General features: G+C 57.3%; 24 protein-coding genes. 12 read left to right on the forward strand and 12 right to left on the reverse strand.

The features are described 5' to 3' along the window. Positions 1–17: 17 nt before the first annotated feature. The 3 genes from QE408_RS08240 to QE408_RS08250 form a co-directional block, all read right to left on the reverse strand. Complete coding sequence (locus tag QE408_RS08240; RefSeq protein WP_306930013.1) at positions 18–791, reverse strand: aspartate/glutamate racemase family protein; 774 nt, start codon at positions 789–791, stop codon at positions 18–20. A gap of 717 nt (positions 792–1508) precedes the next feature. Next, entirely contained in the window at positions 1509–2846 is a 1338-nt protein-coding gene (locus tag QE408_RS08245) for a PAS domain S-box protein (RefSeq protein WP_306930015.1), read from the reverse strand. Between the two features lie 351 nt (positions 2847–3197). Then, the gene (locus QE408_RS08250) at positions 3198–3476 is read right to left on the reverse strand and encodes an HU family DNA-binding protein (RefSeq protein ID WP_306930017.1); all 279 of its coding nucleotides are present in this window, start codon (positions 3474–3476) and stop codon (positions 3198–3200) included. 493 nt (positions 3477–3969) lie between these two features. Between QE408_RS08250 and QE408_RS08255 the strand changes: the two genes are divergently transcribed. Then, positions 3970–5163 carry an HlyD family secretion protein gene (locus QE408_RS08255; protein WP_306930019.1) on the forward strand — a complete coding sequence of 398 codons (1194 nt, stop codon included), beginning with the start codon at positions 3970–3972 and terminating at the stop codon, positions 5161–5163. Positions 5164–5166: 3 nt separating this feature from the next. Next, positions 5167–7140 (forward strand): glycosyltransferase, encoded by a 1974-nt coding sequence (locus QE408_RS08260; RefSeq protein ID WP_306930020.1) that lies wholly within the window; start codon positions 5167–5169, stop codon positions 7138–7140. On the opposite strand, the gene QE408_RS08265 is transcribed toward QE408_RS08260, so the two are convergent. Together QE408_RS08265 and QE408_RS08270 are read right to left on the reverse strand one after the other, a co-directional pair. After that, entirely contained in the window at positions 7115–8266 is a 1152-nt protein-coding gene (locus QE408_RS08265) for a cache domain-containing protein (RefSeq protein WP_306930022.1), read from the reverse strand. The two genes, QE408_RS08260 and QE408_RS08265, sit on opposite strands and share 26 nt — an antisense overlap. Before the next feature lie 437 nt (positions 8267–8703). Continuing rightward, entirely contained in the window at positions 8704–9399 is a 696-nt protein-coding gene (locus tag QE408_RS08270) for a TetR/AcrR family transcriptional regulator (protein WP_306930024.1), read from the reverse strand. A gap of 121 nt (positions 9400–9520) precedes the next feature. Here QE408_RS08270 and QE408_RS08275 point away from each other — a divergent pair, with 121 nt between their 5' ends. The 10 genes from QE408_RS08275 to QE408_RS08320 all read left to right on the forward strand — a co-directional run bounded on the left by QE408_RS08275 (position 9521) and on the right by QE408_RS08320 (position 17607). Then, the gene (locus QE408_RS08275) at positions 9521–10123 is read left to right on the forward strand and encodes a hypothetical protein (protein ID WP_306930026.1); all 603 of its coding nucleotides are present in this window, start codon (positions 9521–9523) and stop codon (positions 10121–10123) included. Between the two features lie 43 nt (positions 10124–10166). Next, positions 10167–10460: a hypothetical protein gene (locus QE408_RS08280; RefSeq protein ID WP_306930028.1), complete on the forward strand. Its 294-nt coding sequence runs from the start codon at positions 10167–10169 to the stop codon at positions 10458–10460. Continuing rightward, on the forward strand, positions 10457–11392 hold the full coding sequence (locus QE408_RS08285; RefSeq protein ID WP_306930029.1) for a hypothetical protein: 936 nt from the start codon (positions 10457–10459) through the stop codon (positions 11390–11392). Before QE408_RS08280 ends, QE408_RS08285 begins: the two co-directional genes overlap by 4 nt. Before the next feature lie 22 nt (positions 11393–11414). Continuing rightward, on the forward strand, positions 11415–12836 hold the full coding sequence (locus tag QE408_RS08290; RefSeq protein WP_306930030.1) for an MFS transporter: 1422 nt from the start codon (positions 11415–11417) through the stop codon (positions 12834–12836). A 7-nt stretch (positions 12837–12843) separates the two neighbouring features. Next, positions 12844–14349 carry an amidase gene (locus QE408_RS08295; protein WP_306930031.1) on the forward strand — a complete coding sequence of 502 codons (1506 nt, stop codon included), beginning with the start codon at positions 12844–12846 and terminating at the stop codon, positions 14347–14349. Next, positions 14346–14543, forward strand: coding sequence for a hypothetical protein (locus tag QE408_RS08300; protein ID WP_306930032.1), 198 nt, complete (start codon positions 14346–14348; stop codon positions 14541–14543). Before QE408_RS08295 ends, QE408_RS08300 begins: the two co-directional genes overlap by 4 nt. A 103-nt stretch (positions 14544–14646) precedes the next feature. Continuing rightward, a complete protein-coding gene (locus QE408_RS08305; protein WP_306930034.1) occupies positions 14647–15486 on the forward strand; it encodes a transporter substrate-binding domain-containing protein in 840 nt (279 codons plus the stop codon). 29 nt (positions 15487–15515) lie between these two features. After that, positions 15516–16262, forward strand: coding sequence for an amino acid ABC transporter ATP-binding protein (locus QE408_RS08310; protein WP_306930036.1), 747 nt, complete (start codon positions 15516–15518; stop codon positions 16260–16262). Between the two features lie 5 nt (positions 16263–16267). After that, positions 16268–16948, forward strand: a complete 681-nt coding sequence (locus QE408_RS08315) for an amino acid ABC transporter permease (protein ID WP_306930037.1) — start codon at positions 16268–16270, stop codon at positions 16946–16948. After that, on the forward strand, positions 16948–17607 hold the full coding sequence (locus QE408_RS08320; protein ID WP_306930041.1) for an amino acid ABC transporter permease: 660 nt from the start codon (positions 16948–16950) through the stop codon (positions 17605–17607). The genes QE408_RS08315 and QE408_RS08320 overlap by 1 nt, the downstream gene beginning before the upstream one ends. Before the next feature lie 74 nt (positions 17608–17681). On the opposite strand, the gene QE408_RS08325 is transcribed toward QE408_RS08320, so the two are convergent. The 7 genes from QE408_RS08325 to QE408_RS08355 form a co-directional block, all read right to left on the reverse strand. After that, positions 17682–18482, reverse strand: coding sequence for a Crp/Fnr family transcriptional regulator (locus tag QE408_RS08325; protein ID WP_306930042.1), 801 nt, complete (start codon positions 18480–18482; stop codon positions 17682–17684). Between the two features lie 326 nt (positions 18483–18808). Further along, positions 18809–19474 (reverse strand): LysR substrate-binding domain-containing protein, encoded by a 666-nt coding sequence (locus QE408_RS08330; RefSeq protein ID WP_306930044.1) that lies wholly within the window; start codon positions 19472–19474, stop codon positions 18809–18811. Between the two features lie 106 nt (positions 19475–19580). Continuing rightward, complete coding sequence (locus QE408_RS08335) at positions 19581–19751, reverse strand: helix-turn-helix domain-containing protein (protein WP_306930046.1); 171 nt, start codon at positions 19749–19751, stop codon at positions 19581–19583. Further along, complete coding sequence (locus QE408_RS08340; protein WP_306930048.1) at positions 19748–20419, reverse strand: aspartate/glutamate racemase family protein; 672 nt, start codon at positions 20417–20419, stop codon at positions 19748–19750. Before QE408_RS08340 ends, QE408_RS08335 begins: the two co-directional genes overlap by 4 nt. Beyond that, the gene (gene hydA, locus QE408_RS08345) at positions 20420–21880 is read right to left on the reverse strand and encodes a dihydropyrimidinase (RefSeq protein WP_306930049.1); all 1461 of its coding nucleotides are present in this window, start codon (positions 21878–21880) and stop codon (positions 20420–20422) included. A gap of 13 nt (positions 21881–21893) precedes the next feature. Beyond that, the gene (locus tag QE408_RS08350) at positions 21894–22820 is read right to left on the reverse strand and encodes an N-carbamoyl-D-amino-acid hydrolase (RefSeq protein WP_306930051.1); all 927 of its coding nucleotides are present in this window, start codon (positions 22818–22820) and stop codon (positions 21894–21896) included. A 28-nt stretch (positions 22821–22848) separates the two neighbouring features. Next, positions 22849–23514 (reverse strand): amino acid ABC transporter permease, encoded by a 666-nt coding sequence (locus tag QE408_RS08355; protein ID WP_306930054.1) that lies wholly within the window; start codon positions 23512–23514, stop codon positions 22849–22851.

Here is a 23514-nt window from a genome sequence, read left to right on the forward strand (position 1 = left end):
CCCGCTCCTGTTCGCCTTTACTCCGCCGCCATCGGCAGCATCGCGCTGAGCAGTGTATCGTAACCCAGCAATTGCTTTTCCGGCGGTGCGGGATAGGTGGTGCGGCTTTGCGTGAGGCCGGCTCTGACAATGCCTGCGGCAACCGAAATGGCGGTGGGAATAGGGTCGATAACCGGTACGTCGATGCCCTTTGCCAGCAGACCTTCCCGCAGGCCTGCGGCACAGCCCATCAGCCCGGTGCAGCCAAAGATCAGCGCTTCCGCGCCGTCTTCTTCGACAGCCTTGCGGCCTTGCTCCACCAGCCGTTCTGCGGTGGCGGTAAGGTCCTTTTCGAGATCGAGCACGGGAATGTCGACGCTGCGTACTGAGGCGAGCTTGGAAGATAGACCGCAGAGTGCTGCGGTGTTTTCGAAGGAGGGGATCAGCCGGCGCATGACGGTGATGACCGAGAATTTGTGTCCCAGCATGGCGGCAACATGCATGCCTGTCTGGCACGGTCCTACCACCAGCATGTTGGAAAGTTCACGACCGGGGCGCAGGCCGGGATCGCCCATGCAATCGATGATCACTGCATCGACACCTTCGCGCCCGGCGTGCAGGACTTCGAGCAGCGTTCCAGGAACCGACATCGCCGCCTCGAACTCGCTTTCAATTGAACCCGGCCCGGTTGCAATCTGGGCATGGGAGAGAACGATGCCCGGATATTCCAGCGCTTTCAGGTCGGCAAGCTTGCGAAAGCCAGCGGTGACGATGGGCGATACGACACGAACATGGACGGTATTGTCACGCATTCCCGGTATCCTTTGTCAATCGGTGCGCCATACTCATGCAGGCGAAGTCGAAGCCGCGAAGGCAGGGCATCAAATGGAGTGCGGATGCAGATCCGCGCCTAAGATGATGTCCTACGGTGCATCGGCTCAGTGACATTCGGAAGCGTTCTGCGGAATAGGCAATTCTGTTTTTTGGATGGGTAGCCAGGGCGGCGAATATGTTCGGATCCTATACTTTTGGGTAGGTGGCCTTGCATATCGCGCGTGCATTTTCGAGTTTCGATTAAATATTAATCCTATCGATAAGCTCTCTGATCAATTGACACGCCTCTGGTGATCTCAAGCGCGTTGCTCGGTTAGGAGCATCATTGCTAGCATTGGACTTAGAGGCCCACGGGGTGGCGCGACGGGACTGAAGCATTTTGTTTTTCCGGACCGAGAGCAAAAGGGGTCATCGGCGCGCTCAGCCTGTTGTGTGTCGAAACCGGGTTGCGCGTCTGTCCCTTCTCGCCGGGATCAAAAGACAGCAGGCCTGCTATCGCTAGCGACGCACACTCGACCGGTAATTGACGCGAGATCTTCTATAACCCGAAACGCAAACCTGTCAGGAGCGTGATGCTGTCGCCCGTAGACTTCGAAAAGGCAGCAGAAGATTTAACCAGAGGGTGTCCACGAGGCTCGGGGCTATTCAGATCGAGGTGGCCGTGCGCATGGAAGATCAGCTCGAATGGCCTGACCCTAACGATCGGTGAGGGAGGACAAAGCCATCTCGAAATCACATATAAGCCCGGTATGGGCGTAGTCCGCCACGACGTCTCCTCCAAGTTCGGACGTCGTCACCGCCTTTATGAGGCGGGATCCGAAGCCCTGGCGCGACGGAACAGTAACCGACGGACCGCCTCGTTCCTCCCATCGCAGGTTTAGCACTGCCCCGGCCGGATCGCTGCTGTTTGCAATGGACCATCGAAGGGCGACTTGGCCGCGATCGGTAGATAGGGCTCCATACTTGGCCGCGTTGGTTCCAAGCTCATGAAGCACCAGGCTCAGCGGAAGCACCGCACGAGCATTGACGAGGATCTCGTCACCTTCAACCTGAACGCTGTCCTGGGGATAGGGCGACATCGCTTTGCGGACGATGTCATGCAAGCTCGCGCTTTCCCAGTTGGAGATCGTCAGGAGATCGTAGGCCTTGGACAATGCTTCCAGTCGCGCCTGGAGCACAAACTCCTGACTGTTGGGAGCCGCCGGGCCTAAGGTCTGGCGTACCACCGCGTTGACCGTTGCGAGCACGTTTTTCACCCGATGCGTCAGTTCACCGATCAAAAGGTTCTGCAGCCGCTCCGCTTCTTTTCGCTCGCTGATGTCTCGTCCGATCTTTGAAGCGCCGACCACGTATCCGTTTTCATCATAAATCGGCGAGACCCTGAGCGACACATGAACCTCGCTGCCGTCTTTATGGATTCGCCGCGTCTCGTGCGGTTCGACATGGCCACCGGCCTTGATGCTGTCGATTATAACATTTTCTTCCGTAACCAGCTCCGGCGGAAGAATGATGAGGGCCGGGCGCCCAATGGCTTCCTCGGCAGAGTATCCGTAGAGCTTCTCGGCGCCTCGGTTCCAGCTGCGTATCTTCAAGTCGAGGTCGACGCTAATAATGGCGTCGTCGGAGGACGCTATAATGGCAGCGAGCCGACGAGCCTCCTTTCGCGCCCGTTTTCGTTCCGTCACATCTATGGTCACTGTCGCAGCCTGCATTATCTGGCCGCTGTCGTTGCGGATGACGGATACGGAGTTGGACACCCATACAAGAGTGCCATCCCTTCGGATGTACCGTTTCTCGATCTCAAAATTGCTGCCGGTCTCCACCATGCGATGGAACTGCTCAAGGTTGCCAGGCAAGTCGTCGGGGTGAGTAATATCCTGCATGCGCAATTTAAGCAGTTCCGTCTCCGGATAACCGACGATCTCGCAATATCTTTGATTGACGGTGAGAAAGCTGCCATCGAGATCGGTCAGCGCTATACCGCCCGTCGTCTGCGCAAAAATGGCTTGCAACCATATGTCACTCTGCGTCAATCCGGCCTCCGCGACAGCGCCTATCATAAGCAGCTTAAATGCACATATACTCAAGATAAATTCGGACATCGCAGACCCCGGGTCAAGCCCGCGATCAGCCTGATGTCGATCAAGCATCGAGTTTATGGGAGCGCACGAATTCGTTCATGCCAAACGCGGATTCAACTTTCACGCGCTGAGGGTCGTGAAGCGGAAATTCGATACAGATTATCGGATTGAGCGAAAGCCACAAATCTGTGGCTCTAAGCTTCCAATGTTAGGACAGTGCCGCGGCACCTTCCTTGAGCCGTTTTCTGCTGTGAGCCTGATTTGGATGCCCTGCCCAAGAGGGCAGGGCTGCCAATTCCGGGGTCACTTATTCAGCGCATCTTTGAGTGCTTTGGCAGGCGCAAAGGTCAACTTGTTCGAGGCCGCGATTTTCATGGCTTCGCCCGTTGCAGGATTGCGGCCCTCGCGCTCGGGCGAAGCCTTGACTTTGAACTTCCCGAAGCCAGGGATCGACGTTTCCTTGCCGGAGCCTGCTGCATCGGTAATGGCCTGGAAAACGGCTTCGACGATTGCCTTGCCCTGAACCTTTGTCAGTCCATTTTCAGCGGCGATCTTGTCAGCGATTTCGTTGGTTGTGGTCATGAGTTTTCCTTTTAACAGTAAATCAATCCGAAATTGGTGCCAGCTTCTGGCCGCGTTGTCATTGTCGACGATCGTAGCGTGGCTTAGATCACGTGGATGTCCACAACTCGTTTCGGCTTATAGCGTACTCTCTGTGTTTTCAAAGCACCTTACGCAAGGGTGTTATGAGGAATGGTACTTAGGCGTTTTTTTAAACTGCACAGGCCCTTTAGGGGTTCCCCCGCCCACGGGATACGGAGGAAGTTGCTGCCTCACCGGTCGAAACCGGGGCTCACTGCAGGTATAAACGGCATCTTTTCCGCGTGGTGGATTGAGGGTCTTGGGCCAGCTTTTTGGGGGCTAGTTTTCGTCTTGGCCATCTTGCGTCTCACGTAGTTGGATATCTGGTAAACGCGAGAATTCACAAGCCTCCGGCTACAGGTACGAGCGTGCATGGTTCGTGTTGGGAGGTGTGCCTACAGACATACGATTGTCTCGCGCAGATGGAGGAAAGATGAAGGCGATCAAGATCGGGCTCGGATTGTTATTGATCTGCGGAGCTCTTTATGTCGTGTTGGGAGAGCAGCTAAGCGGCGCCAGTGCCAATGCGTTCATTAATGCGCGGCTCACCACCAGCCGCGCTCCCATAGCCGGAAAAATAGACCTGATTTCAAGACCTCTCGGCGCTCAAGTCTCACAAGGTGATCCTCTTGGCGCGATTGAGGATCCGCTGGTGGACAGTATCCGTCTGCTTGATCTTGAATTGGAGCAGGCAGACGTTCAGGCAGAGATTGCAAGGCTTCAATCCGTCATTGCTTCTTTCGATCAGTCCATCAAGTTGTTGCAGACCCGTGCGGCGATCTACAGCGAGGAGCGAAAGCGTCAGCTTGAAGCGCAGGCCCAGTCGGCTGAATCGACGCGAGCGGCGGCGGAAGCTCGTCTCAGGTACGCCGAACTCAGCCGCGAGCGCTCCTCGCGGCTGAGTGGGCAGGGCATATCGACCGCACAGTCCCTTGAACAGGCTCAGTCACTGGCTGAAGTATCCAATCTTGAGGTTGCAAGCGCAAAGGCTCAGGCGGCGGAAATTCTTGTTGCCCGCAAAGCGGCAGATCGCGGCGTTTTCCTCGGTGACGGTTTTAACGACGCCCCATATTCCGAGCAGAGAATATCGGAGATTGACGTGCAACGCCTGGAACTGAAAGCGCAGCTTGAGTCGAAAAAGCTCGCGCTGACGGCGGTGTCCGAGCGAATTGCAAACGAACGCCTCCGCGTGAACAGACTATCGGCCTCGAACCTCGTGGCCAATGTCAATGGTGCATTGTGGGAGTATCTCTCAGCGTCGGGTGAAACCGTGCAACGTGGACAAGACCTCCTGCGCCTGATCGACTGCGACTCCGCAATCGTGACGCTGTCGGTATCGGAGAGCGTCTACAACACTTTAAGGGTGGGCGCCCCTGCGACCTTTCGTCTTAGCCGCAGCCGGGTGGTTCTCGAAGGATCGGTCATACGTCTCGCCGGTTCTGGGGCCGCCACGATTTATGAGAACATGGCGATCGCTCCGAGCCAGCGTCACCTGCAGCGTTATGACGTCGCCCTCGATGTTCCCGCTCTACGCAGCGATCCCAACCTCCGGTGTCTTGCCGGGCGCACGGGCAGGGTGTTTTTCGAGAACCGCGCCTTCGATTGGCTGAGAGGATGGTGGGGCTAACACGTGGAGACGTTCTTCTATCTCAGTGAGCTCCAGTCGAGTTTCGCCCACATTGCCCTCGCAATGGGATTTGCTCTTCTCCTGCCGCATTTGCTCTACAGCAAAAACTGGACACACAGGACGGTTCTGTTCGGCATCGGAATGGTGCTCGCCGTGCGATACATCTGGTGGCGAGGCACTGCGACTCTCGCACCGTTCGGTTGGACATTCGACTGTCTTTTCAGCTGGTCCTTCTTCGCGCTGGAAGCTTTGTCCGTCCTCTCTTCATTGAGCGCCTTCACGATCTTGACGCGAACGAGTGAGCGTTCTTCTGAAGTTGAGCGGCACAGGTCGTGGTGGGTGCCTGCGCCCCCTCCCAAAGTGGCTGTCATGATTGCCACTTATAACGAGGATCAAACCGTTCTGGAAAGGACGATTGTCGGTGCAAAAGCCAGCGATCACCCAGACGTTCAGGTGCTCGTTCTGGACGATGGGCGCCGAGACTGGCTGCGCGATTTCTGCCAGGAGCATGATGTCCGGTATCTCCGCAGACCAGACAATAAGGGTTCCAAGGCCGGCAACATCAATCATGCCCTCGACGTTTTGGCGAGAGACGATGCCCCACCGGATTTCATCGCGGTGCTGGACGCGGACTTTGTTCCGCATACGGACTTCATCTCACGAGCGCTTGCCCTTTTCCATGATGATGCGGTGGGACTTGTGCAAACGCCTCAGCACTTCTTCAACCCGGATCCCATTCAGCATAATTTAGGATTGAGCCGTTCCTACCCAGACGAGCAGCGTTTTTTCTTCGATCACCTTCAGCCGAGCCGCGACGCGTGGGGAATTGCTTTTTGTTGCGGAACGTCCTCGGTGATCCGGTGGAAGGCCGTGCAGGCGGCTGGCGGCTTCCCTACGGACAGCATTACGGAAGACTTTATGCTGACACTGCAGTTGCAGGAGCACGGCTATCGGACGGTTTATCTCAACGAAGCATTGACCGAGGGCCTGGCTCCAGAAGGACTGAAGGAATATGTTACGCAGCGCGCGCGATGGTGCCTGGGGCTGATGCAGATCGCACGTGGCAGACTAGGCCCGTTTGCATCCAACAACCTGCGTCTGCGAGATCGTTGGAGCGTGCTGGATTCCGTTTTTTTCTGGCTGACGACATTCACCTTCCGTATCGCGTCGATGACATTCCCTCTCCTTTACTGGTTCTTCAACGTGACGGTGGTCAATGCCTCCGTCCCGGAGGTCATCAGCTACTTCGGCACATATATGGTCTGGATTCTGTTTGTGCTGAACTTCATCTCATCGGGGATGGTCATACCGATCGTCAACGATGTCAGCCAGTTGCTGGGTGCGATCCCCATATCGCGTGCCGCTATTGTGGGCTTGATAAAGCCCAAGGGGCACCCTTTCAGCGTCACGGCAAAGGGGGGAGACCGGACCAAGGTCGTTGTGCAGTGGAGGCTCATGCGGCCATTCATTATTCTGACCTCGCTCACCATCATCGGCATATTGATAGGACTCATGTCCGACCGTTTTGCGTTTAACGATGCAGGTGACGGCAAGGTCATCATCCTGTTCTGGACCGTCTATAATCTCGTCATCCTTGCAGTCACCTTAGCAGTCTGCATAGAGCTCCCGAGATTGGAGAAACATTATGCGGACCGTCCCGAGCGCGTGGTGATCAACCTAGGCGGCAAGCTGAAACGTGTGTGGATGACGGATCTGACGCAGGAAACGGCCCGACTGCGGGGCTTGAATGCGAATGTCGCCACAAAGATCATCATGAAGATCAACGGGATAGGGGATTTCGAGGCGACCGTTCTCGAGCAAGCGGACGACGGCGTCGTCGTTTCTCTCGGTCTTGCAGAGACACAGTATCAGATCCTGCTAAAACGCCTCTATGCGCAAGGCGCCGTTCCAAGCGTCACCTCCACAAGGCTGTCGGCGATCCTGAAGGATGCTACCGCCCGTCTTGCCCGTCCATAGGCTGCTTTGCCTTGTCTGTGTCGTCGGGCCGGTCCATGTTTGCCTGCATCCTTGAGATCGCCGAGCCGATGGTTGCAAGCTCGGAGGTTCTGTAGCTCTCATAGGGGTAGACGTCCTCTCCGTCGGCGACGGCCTTCGCACTGTTGGCGAGATGATGGAATGGACGAATGAAGGAAATGATGAACAGCGATGTCAGGACAAGAAGAAACAGGCAGAGCATGGCGAGGTTGAAAAGGAGCTGGCTGGAGAAGCTGCTCGCTGGCTCGCTAATCGCATTCGCATCGATCCTTGCGACGATCGACCATCCAAACTTGGGGAGGGTACGATAGCTGGCCTCAGGCAGCGTTGCGACGAAATAGTTTTTTCCATCGGGCCAAACTTCCAGGCTGACACCCGTCGCCCCGGTTCTCGCTCTTCCGAGGCTTGGCAGATCCAGGTTGAGGATGCTCTGCTCCTCAGAGGATATCACGGCGGTACCCTCCGGGTTCACAATAAACACGCCAACGTTAAGCGCGTTGCTCAACTCCTCCACGTAGGTTTTAGCCCATTCCAGATTGAGATGGAGGCCAAGAACGCCAACCACAGTTTGGTCAGCACCTGCAATGGGTTTGGCCATGTCAAGAAATCTCAGGGGTTCCCCGTTCTCCAAGGCAGGGAGCTTTGACGCAAGGAGTACCGCTTCATGGGCGTCACCCGCAAAATCCCCCTGGAGACCTTGCTGAAACCATGGACGAGTAGAGACGTCTTCTCCTCTAAGAAGACCATTCGATGCCACTTGGACGCGTCCGTCACTCCCTGCATACCCAGCCCAGGAGATGATCTGGCCTGTGCCGACGAGTGTCGAGAGGTTGTCCTGGATGTTCGCCGGTTCGGTGACGGAAAGCGATTTCGCCAGGATTTCGAGGTTGGCCCATTCTCTGTAGAGGGAGGCGGCAAAAGCCGTCTGCACCCCTCGGGCTCGTGTTTCGACAGCGGTGCGTAGGCTCAACTCCTGAAAGCTCCGAACCTTATCGTTGACAACATTGAATACGATTGCGGCTCCGACGAGGAGGCAGACAAGCATAAAACCTATCGTAATCAGAGTAAGCGACGGCAGCCGGCTTTTTGCGAGGGTGGGCTTGGGCACTGAATATTCCTTTGCAACGTCTACCGGACATTAAATTCCCCGGAAGGTTGCAGCAATCTGCCGATTATAACGGGTCGTTTATCCGTCCGTAGTCACACTCATCGTCGCTCGTCAGGAGAGGCTGCTACTTTCGCCATCGGGTTTGCATAGTCAGTTGGTCGATCAAGGCGACAATCCTGCCGGTTGGCAAAAGACGTCCTTACTCTCTCAAAGCTTCGTGAGTGGTGGCGAATGTCTCGGCGAGTTCGGTCAGCGTTGCGCCCGTCGTGATGATACTGGCCATAAGAGGATCATCGATAGGGCGAAGGCAGGCAGCAGAGGACGGGCGACGTACCTTTCGTCTGCCTTAATCTGGATGCGTTTGACGCCGACCTTGATCTTCGCTTCTCAAGATTCTCGCGGCCAGGGTGCTGACGGTATGGCGCCGTCAATATCCCTCAGTCCTGTCCGAACCCTTTTAGGATGATATCGATGATCCTTTTCACTTGGCTCTCGTCAAGCGCATAGGCTGGAAGGGGCGGCAGCTTCTGGTTATTTTCAAGTGAGAGAAGCTCAAAACGCCTGGAAACCGGGTCGAGATTGGCCAGCATATGGATCGCAGAACCGCGCGCGAATTCATACTGCCAGATCGCCTCGTCTCTCGAATAGCGAGGAAAGGTTCGGCAGATCGCATCGATAAAGCGACGGGCGACATGCTCGTTCAACCCGAATGCGTCGTACCCGGCTCGCGCATCGACGCGCATCTGGAAAATATTTCGCACATAAAGGCTACCGCCATCCTGTGACCGTGAGACCGTCAGAATAGGCTCGATCAAAGCTTCGAGAATCTGGCGTGGCTGAAGCGGCTGGCCATTTGCTGCCTTTTCGAGCTTATCGAGTTGCGCCAGTCTCTCGCGGTTGACATCGCCGGTAATCTCCTGCGTAGCCAAGCGTACCAGCGCATCCTTGGACTGGAAGTAGTAATTGACCGCCGCTCCATTTGCGCCGGACGCAGCGGTGATATCGCGCACAGTCGTTCCGTTCGGCCCCTTGCGCGCCACCAGTTCCTTCGCCGCGCTCAGTATGGTCTGGCGCGTCAGGTTGCGCCTCTGGGCTCCGTCCTCTTCCCCTTCGGGATCGTTGATAAATTCCATGCCTCGCTACCTCCGTGCCGATCAGGTCTAACTAAAAAAAACTGCTTGCACTACCTTTTGTTTGAAGATAACGATTAAAACAGATGTTTGAATTATCTGTTTTAGGCGGTGGATGATGCTGATGCAGAGCGCGGGTCAGGAGCGCCCGGTCGATACGGGCGACTATGTTTATGCACCGATACGCGGCAGACCCCATCTCGGAATGCCTGGCGATGCGCAACTTGCCTTCTGGGTCGCTCCGAACATCGAACATTATGAATGGATGCCGCCCGTCAACCCGAACCGGCATCCATGGCCGCGGGTGATGCCTGACGTACTGAACTATTCCGTTCGCGATTTCGGCAACCGGATTGGCTTCAGGCGGATCTCTGACGAGATGGCGAAGCGAAACATCCGGGGCTCGGTATCGCTGTCTGTTGCAGTGTGCGACCACTTTCCCGACATCATCAAGCGCTGTAACGATCTCGGCTGGGAGCTTTTCAGTCACGGAGTCTATAATAGCCGCTACTTTTACGGCATGAGCCCGGAAGAGCAGCGTCACGTCATCATAGACAGCCGCGAAACGCTGGCCAGGGTGGGGCAGACACTGGATGGCTGGCTGACCCCGGCGATCACACCCGATCTGGAAACGCAGGAAATCCTTGCGCAGGAAGGTGTGCGCTACACGCTGGACTATTTTCACGACGAACAGCCTATGCCGCCCGCTGAAGCTCAAGACCGGTAAGCTGATCTCGATACCCTATTCGATCGAGATGAACGACACGCCGATGGCACACTGGCACAATATGTCGGTGGCCGAAATCCTTGCCTCCCTCAAGGCGCAGTTTGACCGCCTATATGCCGAAGGCGCCGAAAATCCACGCGTCATGTGCTTTGCCATTCATCCTTTCGTCTTGGGTCAGGCGCACCGCATCGATGCTTTCGCGGCATTTCTCGATTATGTGAAGTCGCACGATAGGGTCTGGTATCCCACAGGCCGTGAGATTGCTGACTGGTACTATGATCGTCACTATGACGTGGTGAGCGATTGGCTCGCTGCTGTTGAGGGAGCGCGCGGATGATTCTTCCCACTGGTCCCAGCTATCTCGAAACTCCACTGCGCCGTGACAACCAAATGGACCACGATTTCTACGGCTTTCGCGACACCTGGAGTGAAAAACGTCTGACCTGGCAGAACGGTGCCAGGCTGGGTGTATGGCTGCAGATCGCGGTCGAATGGTTTCCCTTGAATATCAGCGGTAAGCCGTTTCTGCCGGTCGGTGCTCCGAACCGGCCCTGGCCGGATAGCGAGACCTACACGCAGCGTGACTATGGGAACCGTGTCGGCATTTACCGGATGATGGACGCCTTGAAGGCGAGGGGGCTTTCGGCTTCCATGCTCGTCAATGCCCGTCTCGCGAAGCGTTATCCCATCCTCATGCGATCTATCCTGGATGACGGCTTCGATGTGGTCGCCGCAGGTCTCGATGCTGGTGCGATTCATCACGAAGGGCTGGCGGAAGACGAAGAGCGGGCGATGATTGCCGAAGCTCTCGCGATCTTTGCGGGTTTTGGTGTGTCACCCATTGCATGGCACTCGCCATCCTGGTCGCAATCCACGCGAACGCCGCGGCTGCTTCTCGAAGCGGGTCTGAAAGCCATGGCCGACTGGGCGAATGATCAGGCGCCTTATCTGTTCGAGACCGGAGCTGGCAGCATCATCTCGCTGCCAGCGACGATGGAACTCTCAGACCGCGAAATGATCATGCTGCGTAAGCAGAATCTTGCCGATGTGGAGGAGAGCTTCATCGCAGCCGCCAGGCGTCTGTGGAATGAGGCGCGCGACAGCGGCCATGGCCGTCTGCTGACGCTGAATGTTTCGCCTTGGTTGATGGGCCAGCCTTATCGCGCTGCCGCCTTTGAACGTATTCTCGATGCCCTATTCGCTCTCGACGGAACCGTTTCCGTTGGGGTTCCTGAGATCATTGCCGCAACCGACGGCCTTACACCCTAACAGCCCGTCGTAGAGATTAGCCATGTCGCAACAACCCCGCCCGAGCGGGGAAGGTAGCCTATTGCTGCTTTCCCTGTCGATTTCGGTCGCCTTTCTGATGGAGACGCTGGACAGCACGATCATCGTGCCGGCTATCCCTGCCATGGCCGCCGATTTCGGGGTTGAACCACTGCGGATCAATCTGGCGATTTCCCTTTATCTCGTTGCGCTCGCAGCCATGATCCCGGCCAGCGGCTGGCTTGCCGATCGCTTCGGTGCAAAGCGGATATTCCTTTGGGCCATGGCCGGTTTCATGGTGGCGTCAATTGGCGCCGCTCTGTCCGTTTCGCTTGAAATGCTGGTGGGCATGCGGATCCTGCAGGCTGTCGCCGGCGCTTTGATGACCCCCGTTGGGCGCCTCCTGTTGATCCGTTCGGTGCGCAAGGAAGAACTCGCCGCAGCAATCGGGTGGATGTCCATGCCGGCTCTCGTCGGTCCCGTTCTCGGTCCGCTGGTGGGCGGTTATATCGTCACCTATGCGAGTTGGCCGTGGATATTTCTCGTAAAGATGCCATTCGGAATTGCGGGTCTTATTCTTGCTGCACGCATGTTGCCGCCGGACAGACCCAATCCGCCCGGTTCCTTCGATGTCGCTGGCTTCGTCTATTGCGCCGTTTGTCTGGGCGCGGCGCAGCTTCTCCTCGACCAATTGGTGCATGTCTTCCTGCCCGTTCCTGCCATCGCCACGCTCTTCGCAGCCGTCCCCGTTATGGCCGTGGCATTCCTGTGGCACTCACACCGTCGGCAGCGTCCGGCACTTGATCTGACACTGCTGAGACTTCCTCTGTTTCGCGTCGGCTTTTTCGCTGGCGGTCTTTCGCGACTTGGCCTCAATGCCTTGCCCTTTCTGCTGCAATTGCAACTGCAACTCGGTTTCGGCTGGTCTGCGGCCCGTGCCGGCTGGATCGTCTTTATCGTCGCCGCCGGAGCCCTGGTGTTCAAACCGTTGATGCGTCGCGTTCTTGCCGCCTTCGGCTTTCGGACAACTTTGTCCGTCAACGCGCTGCTTGGCGGTGCAATAGCGGCGATCCTTGCGTCTGTCGGGCAGCAAACCCCCACGGTGGCAATCGGGGTGCTGGTGTTTGGCTTCGGCCTGTGCCGCTCGCTGCAATTCAACACCGTCAACACATTGCTGTTTGCCGAAATCCCGAGCGAACGCCAGAGCGCCAGCACCGCTCTTGGCGGCGTAGGGCAGCAATTGTCGATGGGGCTCGGCATTTCTGTCGCCGCTGTTCTCGTGGTGCAATTCCAGAACGCGGGTTTCACCGTTCCGTCACAGGCAATGTCCTCCGCGATGTTTGTCGTTGCAGGGCTGACCGCCATTTCCGGTCTGCTCTTTCTTCGCCTGCATCCTGCCGATGGTGCGGTTGTCAGCCGTCACCGCATCTATATCCAGAAAAGTTGAACGTTCTATGCCAGAAGTCAGAACAAGCACCCACTCCACGACCGCGATCGAGACCAGCCATGACGCCGCTGCGCTCTGCCCTGCAAGTTTAAGTGTGGCGGATGCGTCGCGCCAGATCGACGCAGGCCTTCTGTCCCCAGTTACACTTCTCGAGGCAGTGCTCGCGCGCATCGACAACTTGGACCCAATCATCCATTCCTATTTGCGTCATGACCGCGCTGCGGCCCGGCAGGCGGCCCAGGCAGCAGCGGAACGGGCAGGGCGCAAACGGCGTCTCGGGCCGCTCGATGGCATACCCTTTGCGGTGAAGGACAATATCTATACTCGCGGGCTGGAAACGACCGCCGGTTCACGCGTCCCGCAAAAGCATGATCCATCCATCAATGCGACCTTGGTGTCCCGGCTCCAGGCGGTGGGCGCTGTCCTCGTCGGAAAACTCAACACCTGGGAATATGGCACTGGGACGGGCGCGGTTTATGAAGATCTTCCTGTGCCTGCTGCCCGCAATCCGTGGAATCCGGCCCATTATACTGGCGGTTCCTCCAGTGGCTCTGGGGCCTCCGTTGCAGCGGGGACCGCTCTTTTCGCGATTGGCACCGATACGGGCGGCTCCGTTCGTCTTCCTGCTGCCGCCTGTGGCGTCGTCGGCTTCAAGCCTACTTTTGGTCGTATCAGCCGCCACGGCATCATGCCCAACTGCTGGAGCTTCGATACTCCGGGCCCGATTACGCTGACCGTGGAGGATTCAGCGCTCGTCTATGACGCCATAGCGGGATACGACCCAGAAGATCCGGTCAGCCTTGATGCCGAGGCAGAGCCCCTGGCGGGTGCGCTCAACGCCAGAGCGTCACGATTGAAAGTCGGTTTCGTACGCACGCTCGGCGCAGATCACGGCTCGATGGATCCTACCATTCTCGCCGCTCTCGACGAGGCTGCGGAAGCGTTGCGGGCAGCCGGCGCCGATGTCAGGGAGATTGCGCTGCCCATACCGGCTGCCGATTACAGGGCGATCAGCGTCCCCATCAACCGCAGTGAAAGCTTTTCTATTCATGAGCGGGATTATCTCGAACATCGAGATCTTATGGGCCGTTCTCTGCGCGAGAAACTGGAAGTCGGCATGTATATGCGCGCTGCCGATTATCTTGCGGCCTTGCGTCAGCGGCGCGCACTCGTTGCCGCCACGGACAGCGTTTTCGGCGAGGTGGACGTGATGCTTCTGCCAATGACCTCGCGCGCCGCCCCGCGGGTGGACGATCAAGCCGCGGTGACGGATTTCACCACGGGGTCGGCCGGAAGTCCTTTTTCGCTGACTGGGCATCCGGCACTGTCCCTGCCAGCAACCATCAATCAGGAAGGCTTGCCGGTTGCTGTTCAGCTGGCTTCTGGATTTCGAAAGGAAGCAGTTCTCCTCGCTGCGGCATCCATGCTTCAGCACCATTTCAATCCGTCGCCGCGCCGCGCCGATCCGGCGCATATGATCGCTCTTCACCTGCGACAGGGTACCGCACAATGACAGATCCAATCGACAACCTTCGTATCGCTGTGAGTGTTATCTGGCGCGGCTGCGGTGAGGCGCCGCCGACCGGCGAAAATCTTGATCGCGCGGCAGCCAACCTTGCCGATGCGTTGGCGAGCGGCCGCAAAGTGGCGCGCATTGACGACAAGACATTTCAGCCGCTTTACGGACCGCGACGGGACCTGGAATAGGCTTTTGTGCGCAGCAAAAAAATAAAACAAGTGAATAAAACAACCATTTGAAATTTTCATTCGATCCACTAGACTGCTTTCAACAACCAAAAAGGGGAACATCATGAAAGCTTTGAACCGACTCGCCATCGTCGTCGCAATGACACTCTCTGCCGCGCCTTCTTTCGCTGAGAGCCCGATCAAAAGCGCGCTGGATGGCAATGCGCCTCCCTATGCTCAGCCCAAGCTCGATGGCAGCATCGAAGGTCTGACGGTGGATATGACCCAGGAAATTTCCAAGCGCATTGGTCGTGAAATCACCCTCGACGCCATGGCTTTCTCTGCCCTCGTCCCAGCGCTTCAGGCGGGCACCTATGATATGCTTTCCGTACCGTTCACCGCGACGAAGGAACGGTCGGACGCCTTCCTTCTGACCGAAGGCATATGGTCGGCGGATCTCGCTTTCCTCATTCCCGCACGCGGCGATCAGGTGACCGACTACGCTCAGTTCAAGGGCAAGACGATCGCGACGAACAAGGGCAACGCTTACGAGAAATGGGCGCGCGAAAAGGCGGGTGACTACGGCTGGACCGTGGAATCCTACGGGTCGCTCAGCGATGCGGCACAGGCCGTGCAGGCCGGTCGTGCCGATGCTGCCCTGGTTGGGGTTGCCACCGGCTACACCATCGCCAAAAAGTCGCCCGCTCTCAAGGTTTCCGATTTGAGAGTGGAGACCGGACAGTATTACTCCTACCCTGTACCAAAGGCATCTCCAGAACTTCGCGCGCAGCTCGATCGCGCCATCGAATGCATCAAGGCCGATGGCACCGCGGCCAAGCTCTACGAGAAATGGCTGGGTACTGCCCCTGCCGCTGGATCTCTGGAGGTCACGCCACAGCCAGGCATCGGACCTGTCGGTCTCGGCAATTACGACGCAACACCCCACGACCTCGCCTGCAAGTAAGACGTTTCCGGGAAGAAGGTCCGCATCTCATGTCGAAAACGATCATGCAGCCCATGCTCGACATTCAGGCGCTCTACAAGTCCTTCCATGGCGTAGACGTCCTGAGGAACATCAATCTGCGTATCACACGTGGTGAGTTGGTGTTTCTGATCGGGCCTTCCGGTTCCGGGAAGTCGACGCTCCTTCGGTGTTGTAACCGACTTGAGGAGCCAAGCGATGGCGCCATCATGGTGGATGGCGTCAACATCATGTCGCCGAAGACGGATATCAATCTGATGCGCCAGCGCATCGGCATGGTCTTCCAGTCTTTCAACCTCTACCCGCACATGACGGCTGAGGAAAACGTCATGCTGGCATTACGACGGGTTCAAGGCAAGTCCACGGAGGAAGCGCGCGAGATCGCACACCGCGAGTTGAAGCGGATGGGATTGGGCGCACGTCTCACCCACTATCCTTCACAACTATCAGGCGGCCAGCAACAGCGCGTGGCGATTGCCCGTGCGCTAGCCCTCGGACCAGGCGTGATGCTTCTGGATGAGCCGACCTCGGCACTCGACCCTCAATTGGTAGGGGAAGTTTTGCAGGCCATGCGGGAAATGAAGGCCGAAGGCATGACCATGCTGGTGGTCAGCCATGAAATGCGTTTTGCCAGGGAGGCGGCCGATCGCGTCGCCTTCATGGAGGCGGGGGAGATCATCGAGCTTGGTGCACCGGGAGAGCTTCTGGCCAAGGGGCCAGACAGCCGTGCCTGCCAATTCCTGTCGCAGGGGCACTGAGCCCCATGGATCTGCACGGACTGATCGCTCTTTTCTTCAATGTCGACGTGGCCGTTCAATATCTGCCGGACCTCTTGGCCGGACTTTGGGTGACGCTTTCACTTTCCGTCGTCATCGTGGTGTCGGGCCTCTCGCTCGGCCTGGCACTCGCTATCGTGCGGCTGATGTCGCATCGATATGTCGTAATGTTGCTGCGCCTATGGGTGGATTGTTTTCGCGCCGCTCCGCCGCTTGCAGTGGTTCTTCTGATGTATTTCGGTTTACCGAGTCTGGGGATCACACTCTCCGCCTATTGGGTGCTCTGGTTGACGCTGACCGCGATACTTGCCGCGTTCTGCGAGGAAATCTTCTGGGCCGGGATTGCTTCCATCGGAAAAGGCCAGTGGGAGGCGGCACGCTCCACCGGGCTGACCAATGCTGACACGTTTCGTTACGTCATCCTGCCGCAGGCGATGAAGATGTGTGTTCCGCCGTTGACCAACCGCGCCATTAGCATCACCAAGAACACGGCGCTCGGCACGGCAATCGGCATGCCGGAACTGCTGAATGAGGCGCAGACGGCGCTCTCCTTTTCCGGTAACGCCACGCCGCTTATCCTTGCGGCAATAGGTTACCTCATCATTTTCATGCCGGTCATGGCACTGGCCGGAAGACTGGAAAAACGTATGGTTTGGGGTGCGCGTTGATGAATGGTTTTATCGAGCAATTCTTCAACACGGACGTGATGGTACAGGCGCTTCCTTATCTGTTGAAGGGATTACTCATCACGCTCAGCCTGACCTTGTTGCTAGCGCCGCTCGGCATGGTGTTCGGCCTTTCGCTGGCACTTGCATCCAATCCGCGCAATCCGGCGATGCGGATTTTTATCCGCGGGTGGATCAATATATTTCGTGCTTTGCCACCGTTGGTGCTGATCATCCTGACCTTCTCGGGTCTTCCCTTTCTGGGTGTAAGGCTGCCAGCGATGGCCTGTGTCATCATCGCGCTTCTCCTGAACAACTCTGCCTATTTCTGCGAGATCTTCAGAGCTGGCCTCGGCTCTGTTTCTTCGGGCCAGCTCGAAGCGGCGCGGTCGACAGGACTGACAACCGTCGACGCTATGCGCTACGTCGTGCTGCCCCAGGCCGTGAGGAATGTTCTTCCCGACCTTGCGTCCAACAGCATCGAGGTGATGAAGAGCACATCGCTCGCGGCCATTGTCGGCGTGGGAGAATTGCTCTACGTCGCAGGCAACATTCGATCCGTTACCTACAACACCACGCCGCTGATGCTAGCAGCCATCATGTATCTCGCCATCCTGCTGCCCTGCGTTCGGCTGGCCGGGCGACTGGAGCGAAAACTATAGGATCATAGACGTGGGAAGGGCTCTCATCGCACCAAGGCTTATAGGGTCATTGGGCGTGACGGCTCAGCGCACTGTCAGGCTCCGCCTACGTCTCCTTTACGAGCGCTTCTACGGAACGTCGAGGGCTGGTACTCGGAGGAAAAACGTTCGCCTTCGCCAACCAGATAGTCATTGAAGAGACTGAAATATTCCCGTTCAGGTGCACCATAAGACTGCTGAGCGAAGTCCTTGAGAGCCCTACGATCACGGATCGTCACAATGCCCCTTGAGGCGTGGACCAGATGTTTTTCTTCCAAGCTATGGAAAGCCGTGGTGATACTCGGGCGACGAAGAGCCAATATTTGCCCGAGATTTTCGTGGGTTACTTTGATCTCGTTGTGCCAAACTCGGTCTCGGCACATCAGTAACCACCGAGCCAAACGGACGTCAATCATGTCCACAGCATTCGACTGGGCCGCGTAGGCCATTTGTATCTGAAATGCCAAGGAGAAGCGCCTAACGACGTCGGCAACGACAGAATCTTCCTCGACAGCACTCAGGAAGTTGCTCAACTTCATTCTGAAACCGTCGCCTGGAAGGTGCATAACCATGTCAAAAGCACTGCATGCTGTTGGGTATGCCAAGGCCCAGGGGGCAAGCCCTTCATATCCGATCATGCCGACGGCGAACGTATCGGACTTAGCAGACGGAACCTGAACGGAGATGATGCCGGAGTTGAGAAAATATACATCGTCTAGGGTCTGGCCCCGGCAGGCAATCCGATAATCTTTCGGAAGCGAAACGCTTTCAAGCTCAGCAAAAAGACGACGCCTCGAACGTGCGGGTAGAAGTGTCAGCAGCTGGTTTTGCGGATGAGTATAGGGAATGTCTACCATATATCTTTTCCAGCTGGGGCAAGAGCGGTTGACTCCCAGCCGCCCGCGCCCATGGTCGTAAGCGAACGATAGTGAACCCTAACATACCTCATAGGAGGTGTCGAATCACGGAGGCGAACGGTCCATTTCCGGACGGTCGCCGAATTGCAGCCTGTGTTCTTCGGACCGGCATCTTCCATGGTCGTGTTTCGGGTGTGGTTTTGAGTGCGCGGATCAGGTCGTGGTTCTTTCGCCTGCCGTTTGGGCGGACGCGGAAGCAACACCGCGCAGCGTCTGCATCCAGACGAGCTGCTCGTGCTTGATAAGCTCGGTCGGCTCGTGCAGCGCTAGCGTGTTCCGAAGATCGCCGGCATGCCGCCCACTGCGAAATCCGTCAGCGCTTTGCGCATTTCCGAAATGAAAGCGTGTTGGAGGCGCGAGCGAGGTACGCCCTTGCGGGTTATTAGAACTGCCGCAAGCTCGATCGGTGGTAGAAAATCACACTCGACGAGACCGAGGCCGGCATTGAATGCCGCCGTATAGGGATCGATGACCGCAGAGCCGATACCGGCACGCGCAAGAACAGCCGCCGTCGAGCAATAGCGAACTTCAACGCGTGGCTTGTATGCGACGCCGTCACGTTCGAAGGCGGCGCGGACGAGGCGACCAAGGGTCGAGTCAACTTCAAGCCCGACGAAGTCGTGCTTCGCGAGTGTTTCGGCATTGACGACAGTATCGGTCGTTTCCTCAGTCCTGGGGACGACCGCAACCATATGGGTGCGTGCCAGAACCTCGACATTGACCGCAGGATGTCGTTCCAGGGCAAGTGCAAGTCCAATATCTGCATTGCCGCTCTGAACAGCGTCCACAACATGCTCCAACCGGCGGACATCATAGGCGATGGAGACATCTTTACGCTCCTTGAGAAACCGCCTCATAGCCAGTGGAGCAACAGTATGTCCCAGTGGCGGGGTGGAAATCACCCGCAGTCGCCCCGAGACACCCTGGCGCATATCCTGTGCACGCGAGGCAAAACCTCTCAGCAGACTGAAAACCGGCTTGATATCTTCATGCAGCGCGACCGCCTCTTCCGTTGGCTGAAGACGTCGATGCAGACGCTCAAACAGGGTGACGCCCCGTTTGCGTTTCCAGTTGGCGAATACCGTTGGAGACTGCTGGTTGGGAGATGCCGAGCTGCTCGGCGGCCTCGACCGTGGTTCCACACCGCATGATCGCATCAAAGATTTCCAGGAGGCGAAGCGAGAGATCGGATTTGCCAGGGTCGATCATGCCGTTCCCGCCATTAGCGTACCGAACGCCATGGCGACGGCTGCCTGGGTGGGATCGATAATCGGGCAACCGATCTCCGCTTCCAGTCTCGTGCGATGGCCGGACATGCCGGCGCAACCCAGCACGATTGCGCCGGCACCCAGCGCTTTCAATTTGCGGGCAGCGCGGAGAAGGAGCTCGTAGCTCTCCTCCCCATGGCCGCTATCGGCAACACTGATAGACCCCTCCAGCGCAATTTCGCCCGCTAGACGTTGATCGACACCGAGCCGGCGGAGATTGCGCAAGTGGCGCGGGATAGAGCCCTCTGATACCGCGATGACGCCGAACATATCGGCGAGTGCCAAGGCATGAAGGACGCCAGCATCCTGAATGCCGTAAACCGGCATGCGGGTGATGGATCGGGCGAGGTCCAGTCCGGGCTGCGAGTAGCATGCCAGAATATAGGCCGCAGCATCAGGACGGGATTCGATCACCGCCGCCGTGTGAAGCGCTGCTTCGTCCACGTGACGCTGCGTGATGATGCCTGGCGGCGCATGCGCGATGGTAACGCATTCTATGGTTGGACCACCAATACGGGTAAAACCAGAAAGCGCCATTCTCAAGCCATCCGTTACGCTTTCAGAACTGTTGGGATTGATCACCAGAATTTTTTGCGCGTTCTCATCCATTCAGGGTGCCACCTCATGGCTATATCGCGCTGCGACCTCAAACTCTACCGCACGATGACCGGGCATAGCGCCCGTGTCGACAGGCTGTCTTGCGATGAACCGGCCTTCGCCTCGGTCTGCCTTTAGAACGCCCTTTTCCACAATCACCCGGCCATGGTTCATCACGAGTTCCGGCCAGCCTTGGATATCCATTCCCTCGAAGGGGGTGTAGTCCATATTGTCGTGCTGCATCTCCAGCGTTACCTTGCGGCTCTCGTCCGGATTCCAGATCGCGATATCGGCATCGAAGCCTGGCAAGATCGCGCCCTTCTGCGACAGGCCGAAAACCCTTGCGGCATTCGAACTGGACAGTTTGACGAAATCGCCAAGCGTGATCCTTCCTTTACTAACGCCTTCCGAAAAGAGATAGGGAAGCCGCATGGCAATACCTGGCATGCCATTGGCAATTTTCGGATAGGGCGCATCCATCCCGTTGAGGAATTTGCCGGACGCGTCGGCCCTGTAGGGTGCGTGATCGGACGAGACGCTTTCGAATGTCCCGGCCCTTATGTGTTGCCAAAGTCTCTCCTGCGTTTCACGATCACGCAAAGGCGGCGAGCAGATATATTTGGCGCCGTCCATACCGGGCCGGTCAAGGTCAGCCCGGGTCAGAGCAAGATATTGCGGGCATGTTTCGGCGAAGATTTTCGCGCCAGCGAATTTCTCCCGCCTGACGATATCCGCACCGCCTTGTGTGGAAACGTGAACGATGAAGAGTGCTGCATCCACGAGCTTGGCAAGCGAAATGGCGCGGTTGATCGCTTCTTCCTCTGCCAGTTCCGGCCTGCTCAGCGCATGATATTTGGGTCCCGTGAGGCCCGCCTGCGCAAAGCGCCGGTTCATCCACTTCACCATGTCATTGTTTTCCGCATGAACCATGGTGAGCGCACCATGGGTCTTCGCCATGGTCAGAATGTCCAGCATTCCACCGTCGCCGATATTCATCAGATCATAGGTCATGAAGACCTTGAAGGAGGTGATCCCTCTGCCGAAAACCCCCGGTAACTCGTCGAGAACGGCAGGCGACGGATCGGAGATGATGAGGTGGTAGGAGTAGTCGATGACGGAATTGGGGACGGCCCGTCCGTCATAGGTGGCGATAACCTCGGCGATCGACTGACCACGGTGCTGCGCGGCAAAAGGCACAAAGCAGGAATTTCCGCCAAAGGCCGCGGAGACGGAACCGGAATAATAATCATCCGCCGTCATGATCCCGGAGGAGCTTTCCTGCGCAATGTGACAATGCGCCTCGATACCGCCCGGCAAAACCAGACGGCCACCCGCATCGATCCGCCGCTCTCCGCCCGAAATTTTTTCCGCAACAGCAACGATCTTGCCGTCGGCTATGCCAACGTCCGCCTTGAATGTCTCATTTGGCGTGACGACCGTGCCGCCCGAAATTACCGTATCGTAGTGCATCATGCTTTCCTGCTGCTCAAACCGAAACGATGGCACCCGTCTGTGACGTGATGCGGTCATAGTGCTCGATCCGCCGATGACGGGCAAAGTCGAAGATCGTCGATTTGCCAAAGGCGCATTTGGCGAAATCGCAGTCAGCCAGGATCAACTCATCTTCTTCCGTTTCGGCCCGTGCCAGAACGAATCCGTCCGGATCGACTATGATCGAGCCACCCATCAGCGGATGTCCGTCTTCCATGCCGGCTTTCGCGATGCCAACCACGTAGGTCGCATTCTGATAGGCCCCCGCCTGCAGCGAGAGATCCGAGTGAAACAGGCGCTTTTCCACGCCTTCGGCGCTCATCTGACTGTTCACCGAAGGCGTGTTGTAACCGATGGTGATCAATTCTACGCCCTGCAGGCCCATGCAGCGATAGGTTTCCGGCCAGCGGCGATCGTTGCAAATCGCCATGCCCATGATAACACCCTCATTGCGCCAGACATTGAAGCCGAGATCGCCCGGTTCGAAGTAGCGTTTTTCCAGATGCTGGAAAGCGCGCTCTGGGTCATATTCGTCATGGCCTGGCAGGTGCACCTTGCGATATTTGCCGATAATCTCGCCCTTCCGGTTGGTGACGATCGAGGTGTTGAAACGACGCCCCTCCGGTGTCAGCTCGGCGTAACCGAATGTCATCGCGACACCGAGGTCGCGGGCACGCTCGAACAGCGCCATGGTGGCGGCATTGGGCATCTCGGTTTCGAACCATGTATCCACTTCTTTCCAATCAGGCATGTACCAGCGGGGAAAAAACGTGGTCAACGCGAGTTCGGGATAGACGATCATTTCGGCACCACGCGCTGCGGCCTGTTCCAAGAGTTCCACCATGCGGGCAACTACAACGGCCCGGCTATCACTTTTTTGAATGGCGCCGAGCTGAGCGCCGGCAATGATCAATCGCGTCATGAGAATGTTCCTTCCTTGATGTTGCCCATCACGCTGCGAGGCGGCGTTGAAAACGGCTGACCAGCCGGACAACGGGCCACAGAATGACGAGGTATATGAGAGCCGCCAGCACCAGCGGCGAGGCGTTGTATGTAATCGACCGCGCCATGTTGGCGGTGTAAAGAAGCTCCGAAAGGGAGACGACGGAGGCAAGCGAGGTGAGCTTGACCACCTCTACCGTGTTCGACAGGAGATCGGGTAGAACATTACGCGCCGCCTGGGGCAGCACCACGCTTGTCAGCGTCTGCATCTGACTGAGACCGGTGGACCGCGCCGCCTCCCACTGGCCCTTACTGACGGAAAGAATGCCCGCCCGATAAACCTCTGCATAATAGGCGGAATTATTCAGCAGAAATGCGAGCACGACCGCCGTAAAAGGTGAAATTTCGATGCCTGCGAAAGGCAGCCCGGAATAGATGAAGATCAACAGGACAAGCGGCGGCAGCGCACGAAAGATATCGGTCAGGACCAGAGCGGGCAAACGCAACCAGCGTCTTGGGCTGAGATTGGCAAGCGACAGCAGTAGACCGCCTATGAGACCGAGCAGAATGACTGCGGCGCAGAGTTTGGCCGTCATCCATAGTCCCGAAAGCATCAGCGGTAGAGACTTCGCCATGATCGTGAGGTTGAAGAACTGATCCAGAAGGTTCTGCAT

Source organism: Agrobacterium larrymoorei (assembly GCF_030819275.1).
GTDB classification, from domain to species: Bacteria; Pseudomonadota; Alphaproteobacteria; order Rhizobiales; family Rhizobiaceae; genus Agrobacterium; species Agrobacterium larrymoorei_B.

Excerpts from the sequence above, each read along its gene's own strand:
- hydA (WP_306930049.1), bottom strand. The coding sequence starts at position 21,880 with ATGATGCACTACGATACGGTAATTTCGGGCGGCACGGTCGTCACGCCA.
- QE408_RS08315 (WP_306930037.1), top strand. The coding sequence starts at position 16,268 with ATGGATCTGCACGGACTGATCGCTCTTTTCTTCAATGTCGACGTGGCC.
- QE408_RS08330 (WP_306930044.1), bottom strand. The coding sequence starts at position 19,474 with ATGCGCCAGGGTGTCTCGGGGCGACTGCGGGTGATTTCCACCCCGCCA.
- QE408_RS08325 (WP_306930042.1), bottom strand. The coding sequence starts at position 18,482 with ATGGTAGACATTCCCTATACTCATCCGCAAAACCAGCTGCTGACACTT.
- QE408_RS08250 (WP_306930017.1), bottom strand. The coding sequence starts at position 3,476 with ATGACCACAACCAACGAAATCGCTGACAAGATCGCCGCTGAAAATGGA.
- QE408_RS08280 (WP_306930028.1), top strand. The coding sequence starts at position 10,167 with ATGGCACACTGGCACAATATGTCGGTGGCCGAAATCCTTGCCTCCCTC.
- QE408_RS08350 (WP_306930051.1), bottom strand. The coding sequence starts at position 22,820 with ATGACGCGATTGATCATTGCCGGCGCTCAGCTCGGCGCCATTCAAAAA.
- QE408_RS08295 (WP_306930031.1), top strand. The coding sequence starts at position 12,844 with ATGCCAGAAGTCAGAACAAGCACCCACTCCACGACCGCGATCGAGACC.
- QE408_RS08310 (WP_306930036.1), top strand. The coding sequence starts at position 15,516 with ATGTCGAAAACGATCATGCAGCCCATGCTCGACATTCAGGCGCTCTAC.
- QE408_RS08340 (WP_306930048.1), bottom strand. The coding sequence starts at position 20,419 with ATGGATGAGAACGCGCAAAAAATTCTGGTGATCAATCCCAACAGTTCT.
- QE408_RS08335 (WP_306930046.1), bottom strand. The coding sequence starts at position 19,751 with ATGATCGACCCTGGCAAATCCGATCTCTCGCTTCGCCTCCTGGAAATC.
- QE408_RS08285 (WP_306930029.1), top strand. The coding sequence starts at position 10,457 with ATGATTCTTCCCACTGGTCCCAGCTATCTCGAAACTCCACTGCGCCGT.
- QE408_RS08355 (WP_306930054.1), bottom strand. The coding sequence starts at position 23,514 with ATGCAGAACCTTCTGGATCAGTTCTTCAACCTCACGATCATGGCGAAG.
- QE408_RS08275 (WP_306930026.1), top strand. The coding sequence starts at position 9,521 with ATGCAGAGCGCGGGTCAGGAGCGCCCGGTCGATACGGGCGACTATGTT.
- QE408_RS08270 (WP_306930024.1), bottom strand. The coding sequence starts at position 9,399 with ATGGAATTTATCAACGATCCCGAAGGGGAAGAGGACGGAGCCCAGAGG.
- QE408_RS08290 (WP_306930030.1), top strand. The coding sequence starts at position 11,415 with ATGTCGCAACAACCCCGCCCGAGCGGGGAAGGTAGCCTATTGCTGCTT.
- QE408_RS08320 (WP_306930041.1), top strand. The coding sequence starts at position 16,948 with ATGAATGGTTTTATCGAGCAATTCTTCAACACGGACGTGATGGTACAG.
- QE408_RS08255 (WP_306930019.1), top strand. The coding sequence starts at position 3,970 with ATGAAGGCGATCAAGATCGGGCTCGGATTGTTATTGATCTGCGGAGCT.
- QE408_RS08305 (WP_306930034.1), top strand. The coding sequence starts at position 14,647 with ATGAAAGCTTTGAACCGACTCGCCATCGTCGTCGCAATGACACTCTCT.
- QE408_RS08240 (WP_306930013.1), bottom strand. The coding sequence starts at position 791 with ATGCGTGACAATACCGTCCATGTTCGTGTCGTATCGCCCATCGTCACC.
- QE408_RS08300 (WP_306930032.1), top strand. The coding sequence starts at position 14,346 with ATGACAGATCCAATCGACAACCTTCGTATCGCTGTGAGTGTTATCTGG.